The sequence below is a fragment of the Pantoea sp. B566 genome, from assembly GCF_024793925.1.
Lineage (GTDB): Bacteria > Pseudomonadota > Gammaproteobacteria > Enterobacterales > Enterobacteriaceae > Pantoea > Pantoea ananatis.
In genome coordinates this window covers 461,958-481,088 of record NZ_JANUQL010000003.1, presented here as the reverse complement: position 1 = coordinate 481,088, position 19,131 = coordinate 461,958, and the positions used below count along the sequence as shown (strand labels likewise).

20 protein-coding genes are annotated in these 19,131 nt (G+C 54.9%); 7 read left to right on the top strand and 13 right to left on the bottom strand.

What is annotated here, in order from left to right:
• The first annotated feature begins 53 nt into the window (after positions 1-53).
• The gene (locus tag NYE92_RS03955) at positions 54-1,724 is read left to right on the top strand and encodes a methyl-accepting chemotaxis protein (protein WP_013025862.1); all 1,671 of its coding nucleotides are present in this window, start codon (positions 54-56) and stop codon (positions 1,722-1,724) included.
• Between the two features lie 56 nt (positions 1,725-1,780).
• On the opposite strand, the gene pepT is transcribed toward NYE92_RS03955, so the two are convergent.
• Positions 1,781-3,007: a peptidase T gene (gene pepT / locus NYE92_RS03950; RefSeq protein ID WP_014605778.1), complete on the bottom strand. Its 1,227-nt coding sequence runs from the start codon at positions 3,005-3,007 to the stop codon at positions 1,781-1,783.
• A 127-nt stretch (positions 3,008-3,134) separates the two neighbouring features.
• Between pepT and NYE92_RS03945 the strand changes: the two genes are divergently transcribed.
• The gene (locus NYE92_RS03945; RefSeq protein ID WP_014605779.1) at positions 3,135-4,730 is read left to right on the top strand and encodes an ABC transporter substrate-binding protein; all 1,596 of its coding nucleotides are present in this window, start codon (positions 3,135-3,137) and stop codon (positions 4,728-4,730) included.
• A 102-nt stretch (positions 4,731-4,832) separates the two neighbouring features.
• Positions 4,833-5,099 (top strand): DksA/TraR family C4-type zinc finger protein, encoded by a 267-nt coding sequence (locus tag NYE92_RS03940; RefSeq protein WP_014605780.1) that lies wholly within the window; start codon positions 4,833-4,835, stop codon positions 5,097-5,099.
• 1 nt (position 5,100) lies between these two features.
• Here NYE92_RS03940 and NYE92_RS03935 read toward each other — a convergent pair whose 3' ends face one another.
• The 6 genes from NYE92_RS03935 to NYE92_RS03910 all read right to left on the bottom strand — a co-directional run bounded on the left by NYE92_RS03935 (position 5,101) and on the right by NYE92_RS03910 (position 9,774).
• Positions 5,101-5,199, bottom strand: a complete 99-nt coding sequence (locus tag NYE92_RS03935) for a YoaK family small membrane protein (RefSeq protein ID WP_015700245.1) — start codon at positions 5,197-5,199, stop codon at positions 5,101-5,103.
• 26 nt (positions 5,200-5,225) lie between these two features.
• Positions 5,226-5,549, bottom strand: coding sequence for a hypothetical protein (locus NYE92_RS03930; RefSeq protein WP_259018565.1), 324 nt, complete (start codon positions 5,547-5,549; stop codon positions 5,226-5,228).
• Positions 5,550-6,005: 456 nt separating this feature from the next.
• Positions 6,006-7,190, bottom strand: a complete 1,185-nt coding sequence (locus NYE92_RS03925; protein WP_259018564.1) for a sugar transporter — start codon at positions 7,188-7,190, stop codon at positions 6,006-6,008.
• Between the two features lie 165 nt (positions 7,191-7,355).
• Positions 7,356-7,901: a cytochrome b561 gene (gene cybB / locus NYE92_RS03920; RefSeq protein WP_014593771.1), complete on the bottom strand. Its 546-nt coding sequence runs from the start codon at positions 7,899-7,901 to the stop codon at positions 7,356-7,358.
• Positions 7,902-8,103: 202 nt separating this feature from the next.
• Entirely contained in the window at positions 8,104-8,361 is a 258-nt protein-coding gene (locus tag NYE92_RS03915) for a hypothetical protein (protein ID WP_014605782.1), read from the bottom strand.
• A 165-nt stretch (positions 8,362-8,526) separates the two neighbouring features.
• Positions 8,527-9,774 (bottom strand): MFS transporter, encoded by a 1,248-nt coding sequence (locus NYE92_RS03910; RefSeq protein WP_014605783.1) that lies wholly within the window; start codon positions 9,772-9,774, stop codon positions 8,527-8,529.
• A gap of 94 nt (positions 9,775-9,868) precedes the next feature.
• On the opposite strand from NYE92_RS03910, the gene NYE92_RS03905 reads away from it, so the two are divergent.
• The 3 genes from NYE92_RS03905 to bioD all read left to right on the top strand — a co-directional run bounded on the left by NYE92_RS03905 (position 9,869) and on the right by bioD (position 12,921).
• Positions 9,869-10,756 carry a LysR family transcriptional regulator gene (locus NYE92_RS03905; RefSeq protein ID WP_014593769.1) on the top strand — a complete coding sequence of 296 codons (888 nt, stop codon included), beginning with the start codon at positions 9,869-9,871 and terminating at the stop codon, positions 10,754-10,756.
• Positions 10,757-10,889: 133 nt separating this feature from the next.
• Positions 10,890-12,107, top strand: coding sequence for an ROK family transcriptional regulator (locus tag NYE92_RS03900; protein ID WP_110021506.1), 1,218 nt, complete (start codon positions 10,890-10,892; stop codon positions 12,105-12,107).
• A gap of 115 nt (positions 12,108-12,222) precedes the next feature.
• Entirely contained in the window at positions 12,223-12,921 is a 699-nt protein-coding gene (bioD, locus tag NYE92_RS03895; RefSeq protein WP_019105177.1) for a dethiobiotin synthase, read from the top strand.
• A gap of 124 nt (positions 12,922-13,045) precedes the next feature.
• On the opposite strand, the gene osmV is transcribed toward bioD, so the two are convergent.
• From osmV to NYE92_RS03875, 4 genes are all read right to left on the bottom strand, one after another.
• Positions 13,046-14,182: an osmoprotectant ABC transporter ATP-binding protein OsmV gene (gene osmV / locus NYE92_RS03890; RefSeq protein ID WP_013025850.1), complete on the bottom strand. Its 1,137-nt coding sequence runs from the start codon at positions 14,180-14,182 to the stop codon at positions 13,046-13,048.
• Positions 14,182-14,829 (bottom strand): osmoprotectant ABC transporter permease OsmW, encoded by a 648-nt coding sequence (gene osmW / locus NYE92_RS03885; RefSeq protein WP_013025849.1) that lies wholly within the window; start codon positions 14,827-14,829, stop codon positions 14,182-14,184. The genes osmV and osmW overlap by 1 nt, the downstream gene beginning before the upstream one ends.
• Before the next feature lie 9 nt (positions 14,830-14,838).
• Positions 14,839-15,702, bottom strand: a complete 864-nt coding sequence (locus NYE92_RS03880) for a glycine betaine ABC transporter substrate-binding protein (protein WP_227008738.1) — start codon at positions 15,700-15,702, stop codon at positions 14,839-14,841.
• Between the two features lie 64 nt (positions 15,703-15,766).
• Positions 15,767-16,483, bottom strand: coding sequence for an ABC transporter permease (locus NYE92_RS03875; RefSeq protein WP_013025847.1), 717 nt, complete (start codon positions 16,481-16,483; stop codon positions 15,767-15,769).
• A gap of 377 nt (positions 16,484-16,860) precedes the next feature.
• Here NYE92_RS03875 and NYE92_RS03870 point away from each other — a divergent pair, with 377 nt between their 5' ends.
• A complete protein-coding gene (locus tag NYE92_RS03870) occupies positions 16,861-18,324 on the top strand; it encodes an MDR family MFS transporter (RefSeq protein ID WP_014605787.1) in 1,464 nt (487 codons plus the stop codon).
• Between the two features lie 85 nt (positions 18,325-18,409).
• On the opposite strand, the gene NYE92_RS03865 is transcribed toward NYE92_RS03870, so the two are convergent.
• Together NYE92_RS03865 and NYE92_RS03860 are read right to left on the bottom strand one after the other, a co-directional pair.
• On the bottom strand, positions 18,410-18,706 hold the full coding sequence (locus NYE92_RS03865; protein WP_013025845.1) for a DUF1161 domain-containing protein: 297 nt from the start codon (positions 18,704-18,706) through the stop codon (positions 18,410-18,412).
• Between the two features lie 45 nt (positions 18,707-18,751).
• Positions 18,752-19,075 carry a DUF1283 family protein gene (locus NYE92_RS03860; protein WP_259018557.1) on the bottom strand — a complete coding sequence of 108 codons (324 nt, stop codon included), beginning with the start codon at positions 19,073-19,075 and terminating at the stop codon, positions 18,752-18,754.
• Positions 19,076-19,131: the final 56 nt, after the last annotated feature.

Here is a 19,131-nt window from a genome sequence, read left to right as displayed (position 1 = left end):
CCGATATATCCCATACGCCCGGCGTCACGGGTTAACGTTTAAGGGATTTCAGTATGGGTATGCTTAAAAATTTCACAATTCGCGCGGTAATGCTGACAATACTCGGGCTGTTTTGCCTGCTGTGGAGCGGAATCGGGCTGTTCAGTATTCATTCGCTCAATTCGTTGAGTGACGGCAACGATGTCGATCGCCATATCGTGGAACAGATGACCGCGTTGAGTAAGGGCAACGATCAGTACTTTCGTATGATTACGCGCCTGTCGCGCGTCATGGAGAAAAAAGCGGCAGGCACAGCGCAAAACGATGAGGCTTTCGCGCCCGTACAGCAGGCACTGGACAGTATGTCTCAGCAGCTGACCCTGTTCAAACAGCTCTCTCCAGGCCCAATGGATGCAGCCGTTGCCAATGACGTCATTGATAAATGGCAAAAACTGCTCGACCAGGGCGTGACGGTTCAGCTTCAGCGTGCCCGTCAGGATTCGCTGGACAGCTATCGCCAACAGGCAAATGACGTCACCCCTGCGCTGAGCCGTGCCTTTGGTGCCAGTACTGAAAACTTCAATAAAGTGGCAAGTGTCAAACTGGGTCAAACGCGGGTTGAAGTCGATCGTATGACCGCGATGACCAAAACCCTGATTTCAGTCACCGTGGTGATTGGCTTGCTGATTCTGCTGTTTACCGACCGTTATCTGGTAAAAATGTTGGTTAAGCCGCTGGAAAAAATTCGCGAACATTTTTCAGTCATCGCCAAAGGCGATCTCAGCAAGCCGGTTGAAGATATGGGCCGTAACTGCGTCGGCAAACTGGTGCCCTTACTGAGCGCCATGCAGGACAGCCTGCGCGAAGCCGTCAGTGCGATTCGCAGCGGCACGGAAAACATTTCACGCGGAGCCGCTGAGATTTCGATTGGTAATAACGATCTGTCTTCACGTACGGAAGAGCAGGCTGCCGCGCTGGAGCAAACCGCAGCCAGTATGGAACAACTGACGGCGACCGTGAAATTCAATGCGGAAAATGCGCGTCAGGCCAGTACCCTGACCGAAGCCGCAACGATCACGGCCAAACAGGGCGGTAGTCTTGTCGGTGAAGTGGTCACCACGATGAACGGAATCTCTGACAGTTCGAAGAAAATTGCAGAGATTACTAACGTCATCAACAGCATTGCGTTCCAGACCAATATCCTCGCGCTTAACGCCGCAGTAGAAGCCGCCCGCGCCGGGGAACAGGGCCGTGGCTTTGCCGTTGTGGCCAGTGAGGTCAGAAATCTGGCCCAGCGTAGTGCGGGTGCGGCAAAAGAGATCGCTGGCCTGATTGCGGATTCCGTTGAGCGCGTGGAAAAGGGAGCGCAACTGGTCAGCACGACCGGCGGCACCATGAGCGGTATTCTGAAATCGGTGCAGGATGTTGACGCGATCATGAAGCAAATCGCGGCCGCCTCAGAAGAACAAAGCAAAGGCATTTCGCAGGTTGGCACGGCGGTAACGGAAATGGACAGCGTAACCCAACAAAACGCCGCGCTGGTGGAAGAAGTCTCCGCCGCCGCCAGTGCGCTGGCGCTGCAGACGGAAGCCTTGCAGGCCTCTGTCGCACAGTTCCGCCTGTCCAGCGATGCGCCCCTGGCACCGACGTCAACGCGGAAGCCGCCCTCACAGCCGGCCAGCCCAACGACCTCATTCCAGCCTAAAGCCGCGTCGGCGGATAACGGCGATTGGGTAACTTTCTAAACCCGCATCTGACCACCGCCTTCATCGCGAAGGCGGTTTTTACTGCCTGTATCCCATTACTCCGCCGCCAGATAACACAGCTTCTCTGCCACCTGGTATGACTTCACAAAGGAGGTCACGGGCAGGAACTCAAAGCGCGAATGGAAGTTATGCGCGCCAGTAAAGAAGTTGGGTGTTAACAGACCTTTCGCCGACAAAGCCGCGCCATCGGTGCCGCCGCGCATGGGGATCACCTTAGGCGCAATATCCAGCGCTTGCAGGGCGGCGAAAATCAGATCAACCGCCCGACGATCTTCGCCCATCGCATTGCTGATATTGCTGTAAATATCGCGAAGGGTTAGCTCAACTTTGCCCGTGGGATAGCGCGCGGCGATGATATCTCTGACCGCCTGCAACTGCTGTTTGCGTGCAGCAAAGCCTGCCAGATCAAAATCGCGAATCGAGGCGTTAAGCGTGGCAATGCTGGCGTTGGCCTGCATCTCGTTAAACCAGATATAGCCTTCGCGACCTTCGGTATGTTCCGGCGTCGCCTGCCGGTCGAAGTGGCTGATAAAATCGTGAGCCATCAGTAAGGGATTGACCAGCACGCCTTTGCCCGACATCGGATGCGCCGGCACACCGGTAAAGCGGATTTCTGCTGCGGCCGCGTTGAAGTTCTCATAAACGACTTCGCCCAGCTCGCAGCAATCAATCGTCCAGGCGAAATCCACATTAAAACGGGTTTCAAGATCCAGCGCTTTCGCGCCGCGCAGCCCGATCTCCTCATCCGGCACGAACGCCACCACGACGTCGCCGTGTTTGCCCTGCAAATTCTCCATCAGCGTCATGACGACGCTCACGGCCGCCTTGTTATCGGCGCCCAGCACGCTGGTGCCGTCGCTGAAAATAATCTGCTGGCCGATATAGGGCGCGATCTCCGGGTGCGCATCCCGACGTAACCAGATGTCCTGCTGTGGGTTCAGACAAAGGTCTTCACCCTGCCAGGTGAGGATCTGCGGGTGAATGTCAGGGGACAGCCCCACGTCAACCGTGTCGATATGGGTGATAAACCCCACGCGCGGCGCATCGGGGCAGTTTCCTCGTTTCAGCGCCGTTACCGTGGCATGTTCATCAATCACAACCTGCTCAAGGCCAAGGTCGCGTAATTCGTCCGCCAGCAGCTGCGCCATCGCGTGCTGGCTGGGGGTGCTGGGTAAGGTGCTGGACTTTGCATCACTTTGGCTGCTTACCGCCAGGTAACGAAAAAAACGCGTAATGAGTTGCGCCTGAAGTTTGTCGGTCATCACTAATCCTTATTAGTTGACGTACTGCGGGGTTCGCTATGGTGGTGATTCATGCTATCTATCAAAGCGCTAAATCATTCATTTAGATATTCAGACTAACGGAAGTCAACAGAAAGCGAGGACAATAATGAGAAACAGGTTTACGACCCTGGCACTGCTTACTGCAGGTGTGGCTCTGGCGGGCGGCGTTCATGCAAAAACGCTGGTGTACTGCTCCGAAGGCTCCCCTGAAAATTTTAATCCGCAACTTTACACCTCGGGAACCAGCGTGGATGCCAGTGCTGTACCGGTATTCAATCGCCTGGTGGACTTCAAACCGGGCACGACCGAACTGATTCCCAGCCTGGCAGAACGTTGGGATATCAGCCCGGACGGCAAGGTTTATACCTTTTATCTTCGGCACAACGTCAAATTTCAGAGCAATAAGCAGTTTACGCCCAGCCGCGATTTCAACGCAGATGATGTGATCTTCTCGTTTATGCGGCAAATGGACAGCAAAAATCCCTATCATGCGGTCTCTGGTGGCAATTATTCCAACTTCGACAGCCTGCAGCTGGCGACGCTTATCACCCATATCGATCGCATCGACGATCACACCGTGCGCTTCACCCTGGCCCATCCGGAGTCGCCGTTTTTGGCCGACCTGGCCTGGTACTTTGCCTCTGTCCATTCAGCGGAATACGCGGACAAGATGCTAAAGGCCGGCACGCCAGAGAAGGTGGATATGGACCCGATAGGCACCGGACCTTTCCAGCTAGTGCAGTATCAAAAAGATTCACGCATTCTCTATAAGGCGTTTCCTGACTACTGGCAGGGGAAAGCCAAACTGGATCGGCTGATTTTCAGCATCACGCCGGATGCCGCCGTGCGCTACGCCAAACTGGAAAAAAATGAGTGTCAGGTGATGCCATTCCCTAATCCGGCCGACCTGGACAAAATGCGACAGAATAAGGCGATCACGCTCAAACAGGCAGCAGGGCTGAATACCGGTTTTCTGGCATTCAACACCACTAAAGCGCCCACTGATAATGTGAAAGTCCGTCAGGCGCTGGCCATGGCGATAAACAAACCCGCCATTATTGAGGCCATTTTTAAAGGCACGGGCACGGTCGCCAAAAATATTCTTCCGCCTGGCGTCTGGAGCGCAGACAAGGATCTCAAAGACTACGATTACGATCCGGAAAAGGCTAAAGCCCTGCTGGCCGAAGCGGGTGTGAAACCGGGAACGGAAATCGCGCTGTGGGCGATGCCGGTTCAGCGCCCCTATAATCCGAATGCGCGCCGGATGGCGGAGATGATTCAGGCCGACTGGGCAAAAGTCGGCATCAAGGCCAACATCGTGAGTTATGAATGGGGCGAATACCTCAAACGCGTGCGCAACGGTGAACATCAGGCTGCTCTGATGGGCTGGACAACGGCGACGGGCGATCCGGATAACTTTTTCGGACCGCTCTATACCTGCACCGCGGCGAAAGGCGGTTCAAACTCATCAAAGTGGTGCTATCAGCCGTTTGAAACCCTGATCACCCAAGCCCGGGCCGAACCGGATCAGCGCAAACGGACTCACATGTACCTGCAGGCGCAGCAGATCATGCATGACCAGATGCCCGCCGTCATGATTGCCCACTCCACCATTTATGAACCGATACGCACGACGGTCAGCGGTTATGAAGTGGATCCCTTCGGCAAGCATATTTTTTATCAGGTCGATATCAAGCCGTAATCCATGATGCGGCGGCTCACAGGGACGTGTGCCGCCTTGCCTGCAAAATGTCAGATATGTTGTACAGTTAAGAGTGTGTTTGGTGTTCAGAAGGGAAATAACATGGCGAACGGTTGGGCTTCAGAAGGGGCGGTTCAGGAACAGATCGACAGTACCGTTAACGACGGGATCGAACGCGTGCGCCAGTCGATCGGTCAGGGCGAAAGCGCCACGGAATGTGAACTGTGCGGCGAACCGATACCGGCGGCGCGCCGTCAGGCACTGAAAGGCGTGCGCTACTGTGTCACCTGTCAGGAAAAAATCGATAAGCAGCAAAAAGAAACCAGCCTTTACAACCGTCGCGGCAGTAAAGACAGCCAGCTTCGCTGACTTATGATCCCGGCATGGCCAGGCCGCTGCCGATGAACCAGGCGAGAAAACCGATGCCGGCCACGATGATAGCAATGGGGAACAACAGACCAATTCTCATGTTTATCCTGTGAGTCTATTCAGAGATTAAGCCAGCCGTAACACGGCGTGATGGTTCTTCAGCAACGTAAAGAGTTCAAACTGGGTCGCCTCATTTACCGCACGCCGTATCTCGCCTTTGGTGTAAATCATTGTGTGGATATGACCCAGTTGACGCCACACAACAATCGCCGAGGCCACAAGCGCGCAGGTATTCTCTGCCTGCACACATTCTACTGTGGCATGGCAGGTATCGTCTAAGTCATTGAGAAAAATTTTCACCCCATCAGTGGGCAAGATCGCCCGAATATCATCCAGCATGACCCGGCTGACGCTGCGTGACAAATATAGAGTTAACCACTTCCTCGTCATTATGACACCTGACGTTAACGATTTTCTCCGTTATACGGGGTAAACATAGGTAATGGAAGTGTTGAGAATAGGGTAATGATATTTAACGAACTTTTTTAGCTTATTAACGGCAGGCGAATTCCCAGACGTTTTATACCTTAACGATGCGGCTTAAATTACCAATTTACACGTGCCAATTTTATACCGGCCAATACGCTGTCTCAGGTTACGACGTTAAAAACGCGGGGGGCGGTGCGTATTCCGTTATTTAATGTTTAGGGTTGTCTGTGACCTTAATTCACTGACTCGTGCTGGCTAACGTCGGGCAGGCTGGTGACGCGGCGTGATCGATGACGCAGATAACCGCCAACCCGCGGCGGCATTATCCCGGTGCCGGTAGCCGAGCGGCTGTTTTCACGCATTGTGTCTGTGAGGAATAAACCAGAGCAGGCTCCGTCATCACGAAGCCTGCTGTTGTCACCCGTTGGAACGCAGTTGCGGATAACGTTTGAAAATATAAATACACCATAACAGCGCCGCGAGTCCGATGATCGCTCCCACATTACCCACACCAGACAGGCTCATGTAAGCGCTGACCTGGCTGCCTAATAGCGCGCCCGCACCAATACCGATATTATAAATACCGGACATCAATGACATCGCGACGTCCGTCGCGTCCGAGGCTAAAGACAGCACGCGGATTTGCATCGCCAGGCCAATCATCATCATTGCCATTCCCCAGACCACGCACAGGGTAATGATCGCGCCGGGCCGGACTGCGGCGAAGATTAACAGTCCCATGCACAGCGTCACCAGCGCGATAGCGGCAATCAGCAACGCAGAGGGGAATTTTTTCCCCAGCGAACTGAATAACAGGCTGCCAATAATGCCCGCCGAACCGAACAGCAGCAGCAGTAAGGTGGTGAACCCCTCGCTGGCATTAGCAACGAGCTGCATAAAAGGCTCAATATAGCTGTAGGCCGTATAGTGCGCGGTCACAATTAACGTCACCAGCAGATACATCCCGACCAGCGCCGGTCGGCGGAACAGCAGGGGAACGCTGCTAAGCGAACCCGTGTGCTCGCTGGGCAACCGTGGCAGGATACGCGCCAGCATAATCATCAGCACCAGGGCGGACAGCCCGATCACGCCAAACGTTGTGCGCCAGCCCAGCGCCTGACCGACCACGCGTCCAATCGGCACGCCCAAAACCATTGCCAGCGCGGTGCCGGTTGCCAGCATGCTGAGTGCCTGGGTTTTTTTACCTGCGGGGGCAACACGAATTGCCAGCGATGCTGTAATTGACCAAAACACCGCATGGGACAACGCAATTCCCACACGGGATACGATCAGGGAAGTAAAACTCCACGCAAACGTAGAAAGCACATGACTGGCAATAAAGACGATAAACAGAACCGTTAACAGGAACCGGCGTTCAATATTCCGCGTCAGCAGCATCAAAGGCAGTGACAGTAAGGCCACCACCCAGGCATAGATCGTCAGCATAATGCCCACTTCAGACGTTTTCATCGAAAAGCCTGCGGCAATATCGGACAGTAAACCGACCGGCACAAATTCGGTGGTATTGAACACAAAAGCGGCGATGGCCAACAAGACCACGCGTAGCCAGGCCGTTTTACGGGAAACAGTTGTTAATGGCATGAGAATTTAAATCAGTCTGTGCGTCAAAAAGGAGTCAGGGCGATCACCCCATGATAGTGACCTGCGTCACACTTTAGCGGTTATTGTGGAGGAATTACGCGCCGGGTGGAACCACCAGGCGCAGATTAAGATGAAATTTTTTTGCCCGATACGGCCGTATGGCGTTTACGGCTCGCGATGACGCTGTCCGGGCATCATCCGCAGCAGCGTATTGTCCTTCAGGGCGTAATGATGAAACAGCGCCGCCGCCACATGTAAGCCAATCAGCCAGTAGCCAAGTGGGGCCAGCGTTTCGTGCCAGTCGGTCAGCGTATCCGACAGATCAAAGTCAGGTTCGGCCGCCACCGGCATCGGTATACCAAATAACTGCCACTCGCGACCTTTCAGATAACGCGATGCCAGTCCCAGCACCGGAAGCGTGATGAAAAGCGCATAAATCAGCGTATGCGTCAGGTGAGCCAGCCCGGTTTGCCAGCGCGGCACCGGAGGAACAATGGCGGGACTACGATGACGGAGTTTCAGCAGTAATCGCGACAGCATCACCACCAGAATCGTCGCCCCGGCGCTGAAATGCGTCACCATCATCGCAAAGCGCTGCCAGGAACCCCGCTCGACATAGCCGCGTAACTCCATCGTGGCATAGGCAATGATGAGCAGCAGAACAGTAAGCCAGTGAAGCGCAATTTGAGACGATGCGAATTTATTACGCATGGTAGAGCCCTGTATAAAAGTAAGGGTTCTAAGATAACGGAAAAAAATGAAAAAGCTTAACGAAATGACGACTCTGTGGGATGACAGACCAACCGCAGACAGCAGACTCGGGGGCAGAGAAGGCGAGGATAACCGGCACACGGGCTGGGCTGAGAATGGCGGCCAGCAACCGCCATACTGACGTCAAACGGGCGTTGCGTAATCAGAAATCCACGCCGTGTTTAAGCGCCACACTGTCCTGAGTGTGCACATTTTTACCCGGGGCAACCGGGCAACACGCATCGCACCCTAATGAACCGGGATAGTACTTACGGGCCTGCTGAATGGCTGCGGTTGCGGAATAAAATGTGCCGAGAAACAGCCGACCTTCCAAATCCGGAAGATATTTACAGCCGCTTGCATGAACCACGTGATTATCGTTGTAGCCTGATTGTTTGTTGACGTAATAGTATCGCGCCATTAGGTCTCCCCCTTGCTGTGAATTCAAAGATGACATTAATCTTTGGGATCAAACCGATTATAGCGGGGAAACGCGTGCTTTAGGCAATCATACTGATAATACGGACAATTCTTGTACGGGCCGCATTCCGGGCAGTCAAACACCCGGAATATTCATTAAGTTTTGCTAGAGTTTGCGGCGGTGCAGCTGCCAGGCAACCCACAACGCTAACAGCAGTAAAGCGGAGATAAACAGTGTCAGGCCGCCCCAGCCAAACTGATGCCAGAAAAAGCCGCCAGCCGTACCCGCCACGCTTGAGCCGACGTAATAGCTGAACAGATAGAGCGAAGAAGCCTGACCTTTTGCCCGACGAGCGCGTGGGCCAATCCAGCCGCTCGCCACGGAGTGCGCCGCGAAAAATCCTGCCGTAAACAGCATCATACCAATGAAGATCAGCACGATACCGTTAAATGCCGTCAGCAGTAACCCCATCAGCATAATAAAGGTCGAGCCAAACATAACCGGGCCGCGCCCAAACCGGCTGGTTAACGCGCCGGCTTTCGGGGAACTCCATGACCCGGTCAGATAAACCACCGACAGCAAGCCCACCACAGCCTGACTTAAATGCCACGGCGCGCCCAGCAGGCGATAGCCGATATAGTTGAACAGCGTCACAAAGGCGCCCATCAGCAGCAGGCCTTCGGCAAACAGCAGCGGCAATCCCGCATCGCGCCAGTGCAGACGGAAGTTAATGGTCAGATGGCGCGGGCGCAGCGAGGCCGGACGGAAATGGCGCGATTCCGGTAAGATTTTCCAGAACATCAGGGCAGCGGCGAGGGCAAAACAGCCAATGGCCGCAATGGCTATGCGCCATGAAAAGAAGTCGGTTAATACACCGCTTATCAGGCGGCCGCTCATGCCGCCAATCGAGTTTCCGCTGATGTACAGCCCCATCGAAAAGGCCACCACACTGGGATGAATCTCTTCACTCAGATAGGTCATGCCCACCGCGGCCACACCGCTCAGCGATAAGCCGATCAAGCCCCGCATCAGTAAAATGCCGTGCCAGCTGGTCATAGTGGCAGAGAGCAGGGTACAGATTGCGGCCAGCATGAGCGCCGTTACCATCACGGACTTCCGTCCTATGGCATCGGACAGCGGGCCTGTCACCAGTAATCCCAGGGCCATCATGGCGGTGGAAATGGAAAGCGAAATACTGCTCGCGGCGGGAGAAATGCCAAACTGTGCAGAGAGCACCGGCAGAATAGGCTGCACGCAATACAGCAGGGCAAAGGTGGCCAGCCCGGCAGAAAACAAGGCGAGCGTGACGCGCATAAAAGGCCGGGTGCCGCGCACAATCCAGTCAGACGAGGAAGCCTCAGACTGCGCAGGCATGTCGCTGTCCAGCGGCACCGCAGGTGAAGAGCGATTCACAGGGGATCCTTATGAGTAAAAACAGAGTGTTACTGTAGAAAAGGTCTATTAGGTTGTCTAATATATTAATCATCTTAAATAAGACGTTTAACCTATGAATATTGAACTGCGTCACCTGCGCTATTTTATTGCCGTTGCGGAAGAGCTGCATTTTGGCCGCGCAGCCCAGCGCTTACACATCTCCCAGCCGCCGTTGAGTCAGCAAATCATGCAGCTTGAAGCGGAAACCGGCGCGCAGCTGTTTAACCGCACCAACCGTAGCGTGCAGCTTACGCCGGCCGGCGCGCAGTTTTTACAGGATGCGCGGGCAATCCTGTTACAGGTCGAGCAGGCAACCCAGCGCGCCGCGCGTCTGCATCGCGGTGAAGAAGGAGAGCTGCGCATTGGATTTACCTCCTCTGCGGCTTTTATTGGCGTGATGTCAGATGCGCTTTATGTGTTTCGCCAGCGCTGGCCCAACGTACATGTTCAGATGCAGGAAATTAACACCCGTCAGCAGCTGGCTCCGCTGCATGAGGGCAAGCTGGACCTCGGCGTCATGCGCAACACGCCGCTCCCCGCCGATTTGCATCATCAGCTTTTGCTGCGCGAGCCATTGTGCGCCGTGGTGCATAAAGCCCATCCGCTGGCGACGGCAGGGCGGATCACCTTGCAGGCGCTGGCGCGGGAACCCTTTGTGTTTTTTGATCCTCAGGTGGGAACGGCACTGTACAGCGAAATCCTGGATTTGCTTCAGCGCTATCAGATCCGGCCCTACATTACCCAGGAAGTGGGCGAGGCCATGACCATTCTCGGACTGGTCGCGACCGGGCTGGGTGTATCTATCTTGCCTGCCTCCTTCAGCCACGCGCGTCTGGCGAACGTGGTGTGGTTACCGCTGGAGGAGCCTGATGCGCAGTCGGAGATGTGGCTGGTCTGGTCGGGCGAACGCGAAATGAGTGCGCAGATGGCGCATATGATGGCGTTACTGCGCCGTGAGTGACAATTTATCCGCCAAAGCCAGAAAAATTATGTGTGTTAAATCACATATCTAAGCAAATATTTGCCGCAAAAAGTGAATCTGCCGCACCATAGCGGATATTTATTTAGAAGCGCGAAAATAACCGGAGCAGGGTGTGAGTTCGGACAGTCAACCTGGCCATATTGACCAAATTAAACAAATTAATGCTGGCGTCGTTTACCGGTTAATCGATCAGCATGGGCCAGTCTCGCGTATTGAACTGTCCAAACGGGCCCAGCTGGCGCCTGCCAGTATTACCAAAATCGTGCGGGAAATGCTGGATGCCCACCTGGTTCAGGAAACCGAGTTTCAGGAGCCAGGCGCTCGCGGCCGTCCGGCGATTGGTTTAATCCTTGATACGGACGCCTGGCACTATCTGGCGATTCGTCTGCACCGTGGCATATTGACGCTGACCTTGCGTGACCTCAGCAGCAGGGCGCTGGTCGAAGACAACCTGCCGCTCATTGATGACGCCACGGAGCCGCTGCTGACGCGGTTGACCGACCATGTTGACGCGTTTTTTATCCGTCATCAGAAACGGCTGGAAAGGCTGACCGCCATTGCCATCACCCTACCGGGGCTGATTAATGCCGCATCCGGTGTGGTGCACCGTCTACCCGGCTATACCTGCCATGATATGCCGTTGGGCAGCACCCTGGCGGCGCGGACCGGCCTGCCGGTATTTATCCAGCACGATATCTCCGCCTGGACGCTTGCCGAGTCGCTGTTTGGTGCGTCACGCGGTGCGCAGGACGTGATTCAGATTGTGATCGACGAAACGGTAGGGGCTGGCGTGATCACTGGCGGTCAGCTGTTGCACAAAAGCGGACGCGCGCTGGTGGAAGTCGGCCACACACAGGTCGATCCTTACGGCCAGCAATGCTACTGCGGCAATCACGGCTGTCTTGAAACGGTCGCCAGTACCGGCAGCCTGCTGGCGCTGATTGCGCACCGACTTCCGGGTCAGCCCGACAGCCTGTTACACCATCAGCCCTTAACGCTTTCTTCCGTTTGTGAGGCAGCACAGAGCGGCGACAGGCTGGCGCGGGATGCCATCGCGACAGTGGGGCATCATGTTGGCAGGATCCTCGGCATGATGGTCAATATCTTTAATCCTCAACAAATTCTTATCGGTTCGCCGCTAAATCAGGCGGCAGATGTTCTCTTTCCGGCAGTACAAAATACCATTCACCAGCAGTCTTTACCTGCATACAGCGCAGTGATTCAGCTTGCACCCACTGAATTTACTGAGCCAGGTACGCTGGGTGCCGCCGCGTTGATCAAGGATTCGCTTTACAGCGGCTACCTGTTAATTAAGTTACTGCAAGGTTAAGCAACACTAACCTTGCGCTAACGCAATCTGCTCCCCCTTTTCCTTCCTTAGAATGATCATTCGCATGAAAGCCGAATCGTCAGTGAGCTGACACCGCTTGTGAAGGAGAAGTAGAGTGAAAACGCTATTTATTACCGGAACCGATACCGAAGTGGGGAAAACCGTGGTCGCACGCGCCCTGCTGCAAAGTTTTACCCAGGCGAACGAGCGGGCTGCGGGCTACAAACCTGTTGCCCGCTGGGGCGTCAAAACAGAAGAGGGCCTGAGAAACAAGGATGGATTGTTTTTGCAGAGCGCCTCTTCCCTTGCGCTGCCTTATCAGGCAGTGAATCCGGTCATTTTTGAGAAAGAAGAAATCTGCGGCTATCCGCCCAATAAGGTCGATTATGCGAAAATCACGCAGGGGCTTCAGCATCTCAATCAGCTTGCCGATCGCGTGGTGGTCGAGGGCACCGGGGGCTGGCGCAGCCTGATGAACGATGCCCAGCCGCTGTCGGCCTGGGTGATCGAGCAGCAACTGCCCGTCATCTTAGTGGTCGGGATTAAGTTAGGTTGTATCAGCCATGCGCTACTGACCGCTCAGGCGATCCAGGCCGACGGATTGCCGCTGGCCGGATGGGTGGCTAATCGTATTAATCCGGGGCTGGCGCACTATGCCGATATCATTTCCGTCCTGCGTGAACAGATTACGGCACCGCTTCTCGGCGAGTTGCCTTATTTGCCCCGCGCAGAGCAGCGCGATCTGTCCCGTTATCTGGATATCTCCCTGCTGAATAGCAATAACCTGCACTACGCCCGGACAAAAACAGCCTGAGAGAACCAGAGCAGGATGGCGCCACGCGCGCGACGGTGCCATTCATCAGAGATAACTGACCAACAGTGATACGGAATGAGAGGCAGGATTAAGTGGGCCGCAACCAACGTGCGGCCCTGATTCATTATGGATTCAGGCGGCGACGGGTGCGCCCGGAGCTGAGATAATCAGCAATGTAGTCCTGGGAAATCTCGCCACTGTAACGGCCATCTTCGTCCACAATCGGCATCCAGACGGTGTTGTGTTCATAGAGTTTCGACAGAACCACACGCAGGTTTTCTTCTGCTTTGCCGGTCACTTTAAACGTATGCAGCATCTCTTCACAGCGCCCGCTCGCGTGACGCGCCTCACGGCGTTTCACAAATCCTAACGGCTTGCCGTCGTCGTCAACCACGGTGATGGAACGCATGTCGTTTTCGTCCATGGTGCCAAAAGCCTCCGTTAACGGCGTCGAGCGTTTTACCGTGATGGTGGGCTGTTGGTCGGTCACGTCGCCTGCCTGTACCAGCAGCAGACGTTTCAACGTACGGTCCTGGCCAACAAAGGAGCCGACAAAATCGTTAGCCGGCGTCGCCAGCAACTCATCGGGGCTGGCGCACTGGACAATTTTGCCCTGGCCGAAGACCGCGATGCGGTCGCCAAGTTTGAGCGCTTCATCAATGTCGTGGCTGACCAGCATCACCGTTTTCTTTAACTGACGCTGCATATCCAGAAACTCATTCTGAATAACTTCCCGGTTAATTGGGTCAACCGCGCCGAAAGGCTCATCCATCAGCAGTACCGGCGGATCAGCCGCCAGCGCGCGAATCACCCCAATGCGCTGCTGTTGTCCACCGGACATTTCACGCGGGTAGCGATGCAGAAACTTATTCGGATCCAATGCCACCATGCTCATTAACTCCGTTGCCCGCTCGCGGCACTGCTTTTTATCCCAGCCCAGCATGCGTGGCACCACGGTGATGTTCTCTTCAATCGTCATATTGGGGAAAAGACCAATTTGCTGGATCACGTAACCAATATTGCGACGCAGGGTGGTGGTATCCTGAGTGCTGGTGTCTTCCCCGTTGATGAGAATCCGCCCGCTGGTAGAGGGAATTAAGCGGTTAATCATTTTCAGCGTGGTGGTTTTCCCACAGCCCGAAGGCCCAAGCAGCACGCACATCTCGCCAGCAGGAACCTCAAGACTCACATTGTCCACCGCTTTCATCAGCGTGCCGTTTTTCTGGCTGAAGGTTTTCGTCAGATTTTCAAGTTTTATCATTATCGAATTCCCTTAGGAGTCAGCGCCAGCTGCAAACGGTGCAGCAGCCAGTCAAGAACAATCGCCAGCAGGCAAATCATCAGCGCCCCGGCAATCAGCATACGAATATCACTGCCGCTAATGCCATCCAGCAGCAGCATGCCCAGCCCGCCAGCACCAATCACGGCCGCGATAGCCATCACGCCAACGTTCATGACCACGGCGGTGCGAATACCACCAAAAATCACCGGAAGCGCCATCGGGATCTCAACCCAACGCAGGCGCTGCCAGAACGTCATGCCAATGCCACGACCCGCTTCACGCAGGCCGTCCGGCAGATTTTCCAATGCGGTATGCGTGTTGCGCACAATCGGCAGTAATGAATACAGGAAGACCGCCGTGATAGCCGGTAGCGCACCAATCCCTTTCCCAATCAGCGAGAAAAGCGGAATCATCAGGCCAAACAACGCAATCGTCGGGATGGTCAGTACAACGGTGGCAATGCCGAGCACCGGCGTGGCCAGCCATTTAAAGCGCACAATTAAAATCCCAAGGGGTACGCCAATAACAATCGCGCATCCTACCGCAACCAGCACCAGCCAGGTATGTTGCCAGGTCAGCGTGAGCAGGTTATTCCAGTTATCAATGATGTAATGAAGGGTATCCACGATGCCTCCTTACAGCATGTTTTTGGATTGAAGGAAATCGCGCGCCACCTGTTCAGGCGACTGGTGATCGATGTCCACGCGCTTGTTCATCTCGGTAATGGCCTCATCGGTGATCAGCGGGGAAAGCTGATTCAGGGCGGCTTCAAGACCGGGATGGCTCGCCAGCACGTCTTGACGCACAACCGGCGTCACGTTGTAGCTGGGGAAAAAGTGTTTATCGTCTTCCAGCACCTTGAGATCGAAACCTTTCACGCGCCCGTCCGTGGTGTAGATCAGGCCGGCATCCACAAAACCATCGCGCACGGCGTTATAGACCAGCCCCGGATCCATCTGGCGAATCTGTGGCCTGTCGAGCGTCAGGTTGTAGGTCTTCTGCAGTGGCTTCATGCCGTCTGAACGGCCATAAAACTCCAGGTCCAGCCCGAGTCGCCAGTTATGTTTCGGATCTGTTTTACGCACCTGATCCATTTTGGCCACCAGTTGCGACAGCGTCGAAATACCTTCTTTTTCCGCGCGCGCGCGCTGCATGGCAAAGGCATAGGTGTTATTCATCGGGGCGGGATTAAGCCAGATAAGACCCAGTTTGCCGTCCAGATTTTTCACGGTTTTATAGGCGTCCTCGGAGGACATCGGTTTATTAATATGGTTAAAGATGATCAGTGAAGTACCGGTATATTCCCAGGTCATGTCGATCTGCTTGTTAATCATGGCATTACGACTGATGGTGGTGGCGATGTTGCGTTTCGGGATAACCTCAAAGCCTTTCTTTTGCAGCCACATAACCGTCATGGCTGAAAGAATATGTTGCTCGGTAAAGCTTTTTGTCGCGAGCACCAGCGGCGTGGCCGCCTGTACGCTTTGGCTGAGTGCCATTGAGGCCACCAGTGCCAGGGTATAGCTCTTAATCCAGCGCGTTAGCATTACAAACCCCTTATCGTTATGCCGCAGCGTGCGGGCTAAGGTAGCGCCCTAATGACGCCAGTAGCATATCCAGCACCAGTGCAACCAGCGCCGTAGCAACGGCACCCAGGATAAGCACAGGGAAGTCATTAAGATAAATGCCGGGGAAAATCAGTTCGCCAAAGCTGCTGGCGCCAATCAGGAAGGCGAGCGGGGCGGTGCCCACGTTAATGGCGGTGGCAATGCGCACGCCCGCAAGAATAACCGGCAGGGCGTTAGGAATCTCAACCTGACGCAAGCGCTGCCATTTGGTCATGCCGATGCCGTTCGCGGCTTCGATCAACGAAGGCGGTACGGCGCTGAGTCCGGAGTAGGTGTTACGGACGACAGGCAACAGTGATGCCAGAAACAGCGCGACCAGGGCGGGCTTATCACCAATGCCAATGACAACCATCGCCAGCGCCAGAACGGCAAGAGGAGGCAGCGTATTGCCGACGTTAAAGATTTGCATGACATATTCCGCCCAGCGCCGGGCAAAAGGGCGGCTGAGTAGAATACCGCTGGGTATACCGACCAGCAGGGCGAACAGCATCGACCAAAACACCAGAAACAGGTGCTGCTGTCCGAGGTAAATCAGATCGTCTTTGCGGGCGACCAGCGTATCCCAGCCAAGCCCCCATACCAGCGCACCTGCCACTGCGACCACAGCCAGCAGTGCCAGACCGGCACGCCTGGCCAGTGAAGCGTTATGCATACGGTTTCTCCCTGTTTACGGATCTGTTGTTATAGCTACCTAAACCAGCATGACAAAAGTGGCTATCGTCAGCGCCCCTTCCAAAACCATGCCGGTCGCTAAATGCGGCAAACCGCAGTGAATTTCTGCGTAATTTCACCAAGTGCGGAAAATAGCGCTTTATTTCTATAGCAGCGGTAAGCGGAGCGCGCCAGCTTTTATCGGAAAAATCAGGAAGATAGCATGAGCCAAAAAACGCCTCAGCCCTTACAGCAACAGGTTTCAGAGTGAAACGACCTGAAAAGGCCTTTTTTAAGTGACAGTGTCACAATTTGGATTGAATCGGTTCCCGTCTGGTGAAATATGCGCTAGCCTTAGGGAACAAAAAAGGGAGCATCATGACCAACAGCACCTCCGCACCACGCCGTCGCCACTGGATTCTCTTTGCCTGTATGCTTGCCATGTTTATGGCTGCGATTGAAGTCACGATTGTGGCGACCGCAATGCCCACTATTGTGGCCGATCTCGGCGGTTTTTCGCAGTTTGGCTGGGTTTTCTCTGTCTATCTCCTTACCCAGGCGGTGAGCGTGCCGCTCTATGGCAGGCTGGCGGACCTGTGGGGCCGCAAAAAAATGCTGTTTCTGGGCATCGCGATCTTCCTTACCGGGTCGGTGCTCTGCGGTTTCGCCCACACGATGCTCTGGCTGATTGTCTTCCGGGCATTTCAGGGGCTGGGGGCGGGCGCGATCATGCCGCTGAGTTCCACCATCGTGGCAGACATCTATTCCCCCCGGGAACGCGCCAGCGTGCAGGGCTGGTTGTCCAGCGTCTGGGGCGTTGCGGCGATTGTCGGTCCGCTGTCCGGTGCCTGGCTGGTCCAGCACTTTAGCTGGTCCGTCATCTTCTGGGTCAACGTACCGATCGGCATCATCAGCATGCTGATGCTGGCAGCCTTGCTGCCTGCCTATACGCAGACACAACCCTCCCAGTCTTTGAATCTGACCGGGAGCGGCTGGCTCACGCTGTGTATCAGCGCCGTTCTGATTGCGCTGCTGCAGGCTGAACAGCTTGGCTACTGGCTGCTGCTGTTCTTAGCCATTGGCCTGGTGGCTGGCTGGCAGTTAACCCGTCATGAGCAGCGCACCCGCTCGCCGCTGTTCCCGCTCAGCCTGTGGAAAAGCCCACTGATTATCGCGGGCAATCTCGGCAACTTCATCATTGGTGCAACCATGATGGGCGTCAGCGCTTTTCTGCCGACCTGGATTCAGGGCGTGACCGGCGGTTCGCCGCTTCAGGCCGGGACTGCGCTGGCTATGATGTCTGTCGGCTGGCCGCTGGCCAGTACGCTAAGTGGCCGTCTGATGCTGTTGACCTCCTACCGTTTTACCGCGCAGCTGGGCGCACTGTTATTAATCGGCGGCAGCGCCTTGCTACTGCTGTTGCACACAGAAAGCACGCTGTTCCAGGCGGGATTCACCGCCTTTGTCATCGGAACCGGCATGGGAATGACCAGCACGACATTTCTGGTATCTGTCCAGAATCATGCCGACTTTAACGTGCAAGGCATTTGTACAGCGTCGGTCATGTTTAGCCGTATGATTGGATCGGCGCTGGGGACAGCGGTGATGGGCGCGGTGCTTAACCTGAACCTGCAATGGCGGTTGCCCCATGCGCAGGATCCGGTTCAGCAAATCATGTCGCAGGAAACGCGCGACCGCCTGGCACCGGACGTGCTTCAGCCTATGCTGCAGGCAATAGCCGCATCGCTACATTGGGTCTTTATTGTGGCACTGGTCATTGCGTTCCTCACCCTGTGGGTAGCGTGGAAGATGCCGCGCCAGCAGCCGCAACAAACGGAATAGTGCGCTGAAACCTCAGGCGAGATGGGCAGAGAAGGGCCAGCAAAAGACAGGAAAAGACAGGGCGACATCATCGTCGCCCTGAACATTATTGTGTAGAGGAGTCTTGCGAGCTGCCTGCGCTGTCGGGCACCGAGGCGCCCTCATCACGGCCCAGCTTTTTATAAACAATTTTTTGTGTGTCGTTATCGCAATGGCCGACGACCTGACCGCCAGCCTGATCAACCTGATCGTTGGCGACCACATCCAGGCTAAAGCCTGATTCAGGCACGCCGTTTTGAATGATTTTCTGGCTGATATCCGCTTTTACAGATTCGCAGGATGCCTGAGCCAGCAGGGGGAAGGCTAAAAACGTCGCTGTCAGTAATGCACTCTTGATCTTCATAACCCTTTCCTTTTGTCATGCGTCAGTCATTACTATAGCCGAAATTTACGGCGATACCGGGCGGCCCGTGCGGCGGTCTAAGCAGCGCAGCGTATTGGGTTCCCAATAGGCATTCAGATTAGCGCTCTGTTCACATTTGTCGCGTGTGTCGAATGCGCGATCGGCTTTATCGAATTCTTTCTCAACCCGGCTGTTCACTTTGTTGCGCAGCATGTGCGTATCATTCCACTGCTCTTTACTCTGACGTGCCGCTTCGTTGCTCAATGCGCTGCTGCCGTTTTCAATAATCACGTGTTCGGTGTTCGCACTGACACGCATCGCGGTGGCAGAAAGCAGGGCCACCATCAGAACCGGAACCAATTTTTTCATCGTAATATCCTTCGGTTAACACTGTTTTACTCTTGGGTAAAACTATTGCATCAAAT

Coding starts and splice junctions, on each gene's coding strand:
- NYE92_RS03880 (WP_227008738.1), bottom strand. CDS start 15,702: ATGGCACTCAGCCAAAGCGTACAGGCGGCCACGCCGCTGGTGCTCGCG.
- NYE92_RS03930 (WP_259018565.1), bottom strand. CDS start 5,549: ATGACGAGGAAGTGGTTAACTCTATATTTGTCACGCAGCGTCAGCCGG.
- NYE92_RS03905 (WP_014593769.1), top strand. CDS start 9,869: ATGAATATTGAACTGCGTCACCTGCGCTATTTTATTGCCGTTGCGGAA.
- NYE92_RS03935 (WP_015700245.1), bottom strand. CDS start 5,199: ATGAGAATTGGTCTGTTGTTCCCCATTGCTATCATCGTGGCCGGCATC.
- NYE92_RS03860 (WP_259018557.1), bottom strand. CDS start 19,075: ATGAAAAAATTGGTTCCGGTTCTGATGGTGGCCCTGCTTTCTGCCACC.
- cybB (WP_014593771.1), bottom strand. CDS start 7,901: ATGCGTAATAAATTCGCATCGTCTCAAATTGCGCTTCACTGGCTTACT.
- NYE92_RS03955 (WP_013025862.1), top strand. CDS start 54: ATGGGTATGCTTAAAAATTTCACAATTCGCGCGGTAATGCTGACAATA.
- osmV (WP_013025850.1), bottom strand. CDS start 14,182: ATGATAAAACTTGAAAATCTGACGAAAACCTTCAGCCAGAAAAACGGC.
- NYE92_RS03875 (WP_013025847.1), bottom strand. CDS start 16,483: ATGCATAACGCTTCACTGGCCAGGCGTGCCGGTCTGGCACTGCTGGCT.
- NYE92_RS03925 (WP_259018564.1), bottom strand. CDS start 7,190: ATGCCATTAACAACTGTTTCCCGTAAAACGGCCTGGCTACGCGTGGTC.
- NYE92_RS03870 (WP_014605787.1), top strand. CDS start 16,861: ATGACCAACAGCACCTCCGCACCACGCCGTCGCCACTGGATTCTCTTT.
- NYE92_RS03940 (WP_014605780.1), top strand. CDS start 4,833: ATGGCGAACGGTTGGGCTTCAGAAGGGGCGGTTCAGGAACAGATCGAC.
- NYE92_RS03945 (WP_014605779.1), top strand. CDS start 3,135: ATGAGAAACAGGTTTACGACCCTGGCACTGCTTACTGCAGGTGTGGCT.
- NYE92_RS03915 (WP_014605782.1), bottom strand. CDS start 8,361: ATGGCGCGATACTATTACGTCAACAAACAATCAGGCTACAACGATAAT.
- pepT (WP_014605778.1), bottom strand. CDS start 3,007: ATGACCGACAAACTTCAGGCGCAACTCATTACGCGTTTTTTTCGTTAC.
- NYE92_RS03865 (WP_013025845.1), bottom strand. CDS start 18,706: ATGAAGATCAAGAGTGCATTACTGACAGCGACGTTTTTAGCCTTCCCC.